General features: G+C 75.5%; 6 protein-coding genes. 3 read left to right on the top strand and 3 right to left on the bottom strand.

The annotated features are described in order from the left end of the window. Positions 1 to 104: 104 nt before the first annotated feature. A complete protein-coding gene (locus ACFW1I_RS16245; protein ID WP_384670208.1) occupies positions 105 to 890 on the bottom strand; it encodes a ferritin-like domain-containing protein in 786 nt (261 codons plus the stop codon). 209 nt (positions 891 to 1,099) lie between these two features. Further along, on the bottom strand, positions 1,100 to 2,149 hold the full coding sequence (locus ACFW1I_RS16250; protein ID WP_384670210.1) for an LLM class F420-dependent oxidoreductase: 1,050 nt from the start codon (positions 2,147 to 2,149) through the stop codon (positions 1,100 to 1,102). A gap of 153 nt (positions 2,150 to 2,302) precedes the next feature. Here ACFW1I_RS16250 and ACFW1I_RS16255 point away from each other — a divergent pair, with 153 nt between their 5' ends. Both ACFW1I_RS16255 and ACFW1I_RS16260 read left to right on the top strand, forming a co-directional pair. Continuing rightward, on the top strand, positions 2,303 to 3,280 hold the full coding sequence (locus ACFW1I_RS16255; protein ID WP_384670211.1) for an aldo/keto reductase: 978 nt from the start codon (positions 2,303 to 2,305) through the stop codon (positions 3,278 to 3,280). Continuing rightward, positions 3,277 to 5,412 (top strand): helix-hairpin-helix domain-containing protein, encoded by a 2,136-nt coding sequence (locus ACFW1I_RS16260; protein ID WP_384670213.1) that lies wholly within the window; start codon positions 3,277 to 3,279, stop codon positions 5,410 to 5,412. The genes ACFW1I_RS16255 and ACFW1I_RS16260 overlap by 4 nt, the downstream gene beginning before the upstream one ends. A gap of 79 nt (positions 5,413 to 5,491) precedes the next feature. Here ACFW1I_RS16260 and ACFW1I_RS16265 read toward each other — a convergent pair whose 3' ends face one another. Continuing rightward, complete coding sequence (locus ACFW1I_RS16265) at positions 5,492 to 6,172, bottom strand: hypothetical protein (RefSeq protein ID WP_384670215.1); 681 nt, start codon at positions 6,170 to 6,172, stop codon at positions 5,492 to 5,494. A 48-nt stretch (positions 6,173 to 6,220) separates the two neighbouring features. On the opposite strand from ACFW1I_RS16265, the gene ACFW1I_RS16270 reads away from it, so the two are divergent. Next, positions 6,221 to 6,409: a DUF5703 family protein gene (locus tag ACFW1I_RS16270; protein ID WP_319013159.1), complete on the top strand. Its 189-nt coding sequence runs from the start codon at positions 6,221 to 6,223 to the stop codon at positions 6,407 to 6,409. The last annotated feature ends 145 nt before the right edge of the window (positions 6,410 to 6,554 follow it).

A 6,554-nucleotide genomic window follows, 5' to 3' on the forward strand; every position in this document is an offset into this window, starting at 1 on the left:
GTGGTTGGGGTTTGCGGTGGGGGGGGAGCCGCGGTTGTCCCCGGGGGGGGGGGGCTTGCGGCCCGCGGCCCCCGGCGGCTCGGGGGCGGGCCCGTCGGGCCCGGTCAGAAGGCGGGGGCGGGGGTGGCGGGGCCGCCGAGGGCGTTGAGCCGTTCGGGCATCCGCAGGCCGATCATCCGGTGCCAGCCGGCCGCGCGCTCGTAGGCGTACACGCCGTGGATGCCGGCGGCGAGCACCGCGCCCTTGGCCTTCGGCCACTCCAGGATGCGGCCCATGTGGCGCATGACGGCGAGGCTGACGTCGCGGTAGACCTGGATCTCGGCGAGCGCCGACTCGCGCAGGGTGCGCTGGATGAGCCGGCCGTGGCCGGCCCGGGCGAGCCGGAGCAGTTCCTCGTGGCAGTAGGCGAGGTGGTTGTCCTCGTCGTTGCAGATCATGCGGATGGCCTTGCCGAGCTCGGGGTGGTCGCCGAAGTACTTCACCAGGAGCTGCATCTGGGCGGCGGCGCGTTCCTCGGTGACCCGGCTGTGGGCGAGGTAGACGACGACGTCCTCCTCGGTGAGGCGCTCGTCGCGGCGGAGCTTGTCGTGGGCGAGGCCGATGCCGCGTTCCTCCAGGAGCATCGTGTAGTCGGTGTCCGGCGGGACGGGGACGGGTTCGAGGCCGCGCTTGCGCATGAGGGCGTTGAAGATCCGGCCGTGCTTGTCCTCGTCGGCGCCGTGCCGGGTGATCTTCGGGGTGAGGTCCCGCATGGCGGGGGCGACGAGGGCGGCGATCCGGGCGTTCTCCCAGCCGCCCTGCGACTCGCCGCTGGCGGCGATCGAGCAGAACAGCCGGAACGCCTCGTCGTCGTCGATGATTTCCTGGAACACACTCTTGGCCGTGAGCATCGCTGCCACCTCCCTGCGGACGTCCGCGCTCCGCGGGTCCGGGAGACCGAGTCAAATGCGGTCCGGGACGACGGGCAACAGGAGGGCTCCGGGGTATCGGCCGAAAGAGTGAGCCGCGGGGCCGTAACCGGGGGCGCGGTGGCGCGTTGAACGGCATGACGGCCGTGGCGGGGAAGACCCCCGAGCCCCCACCACGGCCGCAGAGCTTCCTAGGCCAGGCCCGCGCGCTCCAGGGCGTCCACGCCGGCCCGCAGGGCGGTGAGGCGCTCGTCGAGGGTGAAGCCGGCGGGGGCGAGGGTCAGGGTGGTGACACCGGCCTCCGCGTAGGCGGTCATGCGGTCCGCGATCCGGTCGACCGTGCCGAGCAGGGCGGTCTGGTCGATCAGGGTGCGGGGCACGGCGGCCGCGGCGCCCGCCTTGTCGCCGGCCAGGTACTTGTCCTGGATCTCGGCGGCCTCCTTCTCGTAGCCCATGCGCTGGGCGAGCTGGTTGTAGAAGTTCTGCTTGCGGCTGCCCATGCCGCCCACGTAGAGGGCGGTGTACGGGCGGAAGACGTCGGCCAGCGCGTCGACGTCGTCGCCGAGGGCGAGCGGCAGCGTCGGACAGACGTCGAAGCCCTCCATGGTCAGCCCGGCCTTCTCGCGGCCCGCGCGGAGCGGCCGCAGGGCGGTCTCCTCCAGGTGCTCGGCGGAGGGGAAGATCAGCAGGGCGCCGTCGGCGATCTCGCCGGTCTGCTCCAGGTTCTTCGGGCCGATCGCGGCGATGTAGAGCGGGATGTGCTCGCGCTGCGGGTGGACGGTCAGCTTGATCGGCTTGCCGGGGCCGCCGGGCAGCGGGAGCGTCCAGTGCTCGCCGTCGTGGGTCAGGCGCTCGCGGGTCATCGCCTTGCGGACGATCTCCACGTACTCGCGGGTGCGGGCGAGCGGCTTGTCGAACTTGACGCCGTACCAGCCCTCGGAGACCTGCGGTCCCGAGACGCCGAGGCCGAGGCGGAAGCGGCCGCCGGAGAGCGAGTCGAGGGTGGCGGCGGTCATCGCGGTCATGGCGGGCTGGCGGGCCGGGATCTGCATGATCGCCGAGCCCACGTCGATCCGCTCCGTCTTCGCGGCGACCCAGGACAGCACGGTCGGCGCGTCCGACCCGTACGCCTCCGCCGCCCAGCACACGTCGTAGCCGAGGCGGTCGGCCTCCTGGGCCACGGCCAGATTGTCGCCGTCCATGCCGGCGCCCCAGTAGCCGAGGTTGATGCCGAGCCGCATGTCCACGCACCCCTTACCCATCGGTAACGTCTCTCGGTCCGGACTCTAGCGCGCCGCCCCCGCATCCGTCAGGAGCCCGCCGCCGCGCCGTCGTCCACAGGTTCTGTCCACAGGGTCTCTGCGCCCGCTGCCCCGGCCAGTAAGGTCCCGCCCATGGAGCAGAGGCATCTCGGACGTACCGGCCTGCGCGTCTCGCGCATCGGGCTCGGCACGCTCACCTGGGGGCGGGACACCGACGAGCACGACGCCGCGGAGCAGTTGAAGGCGTTCTGGGACGCGGGCGGCACGCTCGTGGACACCGCCGACGTGTACGGCGGCGGCGAGGCGGAGTATCTGCTCGGGCGGCTCATGGAGCGGCTCGTGCCCCGGAGCGACCTGGTCCTGTCCACCAAGGCCGGCAGCGTCCCCGACCCGGACCGGCGCACCGACGGCTCGCGCGGCCACCTCCTCGCCGCGCTCGACGCCTCCCTGGCCCGGCTCGGCACGGACCACGTGGACCTCTGGCAGCTGCACGCCTACGACCCGTACACCCCACTGGAGGAGTCGCTCCAGGCGCTCGACATCGCGGTACGCAGCGGGCGGGCGCGGTACGCGGGCGTGGCGAACTTCTGCGGCTGGCAGCTCGCCAAGGCGGGCACCTGGCAGCTGGCCGGCGACCGGACCCGGCTCGCCGGGGCCCAGCTGGAGTACTCGCTGCTCCAGCGGGGCGTCGAGCGGGAGGTGCTGCCCGCTGCGATCGACCTCGGGATAGGTCTGCTGCCGTCGTCGCCGCTCGGCCGGGGCGTGCTCACCGGCAAGTACCGCGGCGGCACCCCGTCCGACTCGCGGGGCGCGTCGGAGGCGCTGGCGCCGTTCGTGGAGCCGTATCTCGACGACGCCGCGAGCCGGATCGTGGAGGCGGTCAGCACCGCCGCCGACGGGCTCGCCACCAGCCCGCTGCACGTGGCGCTCGCCTGGGTCAGGGACCGGCCCGGGGTGACCGCCCCGATCGTCGGCGCGCGCACGGCACGGCAGCTCACGGCCGCGCTGTCGGTGGAGGGCCTTAGTCTTCCTGACGAGATCTGCCGGGCTTTGGACGATGTGTCCGCGCCCGTGCACCGCTATCCGGATCACGACTGGAGCACCTTGTGACCGAGCCTTCCGGGGAGACCGCGCCCGAGGCGTCCGAGGACCTGGCCCACGAGGACGTGGCGCCGTCCGCCGCACCCGGGACCACCGAGGACGCCGAGACCTCAGGGACGTCAGACACCGCGGAGGCCGCCGCGACCGCGGAGGGTGCCGAGGGCGCGGCGCCGGAGCTGAGCGAGGCGCAGGCGGAGCTGGCCGCCCAGCGCGAACTGCGGGCCCGGATCGAGGCCCGGAAGGCCGAGAAGGCCGGGCCGGTGGAGAGCGGGGCCAAGCTGAGCGGGACCGCCGCCGACCTGCTGGCCGCCGTGCGGGCCGTGGAGGGCGGTGCCGCCTCCGGCGGCGCCTTCTTCGAGCCGGCGCCCGAGCCGGCCCGCCCCGCCCGGCCGGCCGAGACCACCGTCCGTCCGCCCGCCCCGGCGGCGCCGCCCGCGCCCACGGCCGGGGCGCTGGCCGGGGTCCGCGAGGTGCTGGACCGGGGCGGCGCCCCCGAGGCGCTGGCCGGGCAGGTCGCCGCCGCGCTCGGCGAGCAGGCGGCGGAGGCCCTCACCGAGGACCCGTGGCGGCTGCTGGCCGTCGCCGGGGTGCGGCCGGAGCAGGCCGACGGCTTCGCGCGGGCGCTGCTCGGCGGGGCCTGCGGTCCGGACGATCCGCGCCGGGCCGTCGCCCTGACGGTGTGGCTGCTGGACCGGGCCGCCCTCCAGGGCCACACCGCGCTCACCGTGGACGAGGTGCGGGACGGCCTCGCCCGGCATCGGGTCCCGGACCCGGAGAAGGCCGTGGAGACCGCGATCTCCGAGGGCGCCGTCCTGGTCTTCCAGGAGGAGGACGGCCCGCAGGACGGAGCGCCGGAGGAGTCCGAGGAGGGCGAGGAGGCCGCCGGCGCGGAGGAGGGCCCGTCGGAGCCCCCGCTGCTCGGTCTCGACCGGTACGCGCTGGCCGAGGAGAGCCTGGCGGACGGTCTGGCCCGGCTGGTGCGCACCGTCACCGCCGAGGAGTGGGACGGCGAGGAGCTGGAGCGGGCCGTCGGCGGCCACGGTCTGGTGCTGCACACCGGCGGCGAGGCCGCCCGTGCCGAGCCGCTGGCCCTGGCCGCCGCGGCCCGGGAGCGCGGGCTGCGCGTCCTGGTCACGGTGCACGACGCGGAGCGGCTGGGCGAGGAGGAGCGGGCCGCCGGGACGGCGGTGCCGCTCGCCGCGCTGCTGTCCGGGACGGCGGGGCCGGGCCGGGACGAGGAGGGCGGGCTCGCCCTGGACCTGCTGGTGGTGCTGGACGCCGCGCAGCTGGACGTGGAGACGGGCGCGATGCTCGTCGAGGCCCTGCCGGACGGCTGCCGTCTGGTCCTCAGCGGCGACCCGGCCGTCCTCGGGGCGGCCGGTCCCGGCGCGGTCCTCGCGGACGCGCTCGCGGCCCGGGTCTGCCCCCGGGTGGCCTCCCGCCGCCCCGATCCGGGGCCGATCGGCGAGCTGGTCTCGGGCATCGGCATCGGCGAGCTGAACCAGGTCGAGGCCCCCGGCAAGGAGGTCGTGATCGTCCCGGTGCGGGACGCCGGCGAGGCCGTGCACCGCACGGTCCAGCTGGTCGCCGAATCGGTGCCGCGCGCCTTCGGGCTTGCCCCCGAGCAGACCCGGGTGATCACCGTCGGGCACGGTGGCTCGGCCGGGACGCGCGCGCTGAACGCGGCCCTGAAGCAGCGGCTGAACCCGGGCCCCGGGCGCTTCGGCGGCTACGACCCGGGCGACCGGGTGGCGTACGCGCCGGTGCCGGGCCGGACGGTGTCGGGCACGGTCCTCGGGGCCGACGCCGAGGGGCTGCGGCTGCGCACCGCGGAGGGCGAGGTCGTCGTGCCGAAGGAGCGGGTGGAGTCGGCGCTGCGGCACGGCTGGGCGCTGACCGCGCACCAGGCGGCCGGCGGGCGGTGGCCCGCGGTGGTGGTGGTGCTGCCGGGCGACGCGGCGCAGGGGCTGAGCCGGCCGTGGGTCTACACGGCCTTCGGCCGGGCGGAGCGCCATCTGTCGGTCGTGCACGGTGTGGACCAGGCGCTGCCCCGGGCGGTGGCCGAGGTCCTCGCCCCGGCGCGGACGACCCGGCTGCGGCCGCTCCTGGCCGGCCTGCTCGCCGCCCCCGGGGAGGAGTGAGGACCCCCGGGGCGGAACGCCGGAGGGCCGGGACATCGACGGTGACGTCCCAGCCCTCCGGCGTCCTCCCCGGCGCCGGTCAGCGGGCGGCGGCCCCGGCCTCCCCGGTGCCCGCGGCCTCGGCGGTTCCGTCGTCGGCCCCGTCGTCCTCGTCGTGCTCGTCGTGCTCGTCGTCGAAGACGGAGCTGATGTCGAAGCGGCAGACGATCCGCTCCGGGTCGGCCTGGTCGAAGGGAGCGGCCAGCCACTCCCCCGGCTCCGGGAGGTCGCCGTCGGCGGTGACCCAGAGCGTGGAGTCGCCCTCCTCCAGACCGAACTCCTTGTGCCGGGAGGCGATCTCGTCGGGTTCGTACTCCCCGAAGAGGACGCCGAGCGCGGCGGCGGTGGAGCGGGGTCCGTCCTCGTCGTGGTCGAGGTCGGCGACGCGCCGGGCCTGGGCCACGAGCCGGCGCGGCTCGGCCACGGCGTAGTCGCGGCGGATCAGCACGCTGACGGCGTGCGGTTCGTCAGGTCCGGCGTACGGGGGCAGCTTGTCGTCGGCCCCGGGGATCTCGAAGGGGGTCACCTCGTCGTAGCGGTCGTAGAGGAGTTCGTCATAGGTCTCGGCGGCCGTGGCGAGGGCGTTGAACGCCTCGTACACGCCGGTGTCGTCGTCCCCCGTGCGGCGTTCGACCGCCGCGAGGTGGCGGTCCAGTGCGGTCTTGACCGCCTCTGCGGCGGCACGTACCTCGGCAGCGGTGGGCTGCGCAGCATCAGACATGGGACAGACGCTATCCGTACCGGGCCGGTGCCCGCACAATAGATACCGATGCCGGAATACGAATTTGTCGACGTGTACGTGCCGCGCGGCGTCTCCCGCAAGGAGACCGCGCGGCTTCTGACCGACCATGCCGAGTACGGGCACTGGGAGTTGGACCGACTCACCCTGCGCCGGGACGGCAGCCGCAGAGTGCGGTTGAAGCGGCGGATCATCCGTCAGATCCGCGCGACCTGGTGACGGACGCGAAAGGGGCCCCGCGTGCTGCGGGGCCCCTTCGCGTTCCGGTCGGGGGCGCGCCGGGGGCCCCGCGGGCGCGGCGGGGGGGCCGCCCGGCCCCGCGGCGGAGAGCCCCGGCGCGCCGGGCGCTCACCCCGCGCGGGGC

This window comes from Streptomyces sp. NPDC058955 (assembly GCF_042741435.1).
Taxonomy (GTDB): Bacteria; Actinomycetota; Actinomycetes; order Streptomycetales; family Streptomycetaceae; genus Streptomyces.

Bases quoted from the DNA above. Each gene is read 5' to 3' on its own strand.
- ACFW1I_RS16245 (WP_384670208.1), bottom strand. From the start codon at position 890: ATGCTCACGGCCAAGAGTGTGTTCCAGGAAATCATCGACGACGACGAG.
- ACFW1I_RS16250 (WP_384670210.1), bottom strand. From the start codon at position 2,149: ATGCGGCTCGGCATCAACCTCGGCTACTGGGGCGCCGGCATGGACGGC.
- ACFW1I_RS16255 (WP_384670211.1), top strand. From the start codon at position 2,303: ATGGAGCAGAGGCATCTCGGACGTACCGGCCTGCGCGTCTCGCGCATC.
- ACFW1I_RS16265 (WP_384670215.1), bottom strand. From the start codon at position 6,172: ATGTCTGATGCTGCGCAGCCCACCGCTGCCGAGGTACGTGCCGCCGCA.
- ACFW1I_RS16270 (WP_319013159.1), top strand. From the start codon at position 6,221: ATGCCGGAATACGAATTTGTCGACGTGTACGTGCCGCGCGGCGTCTCC.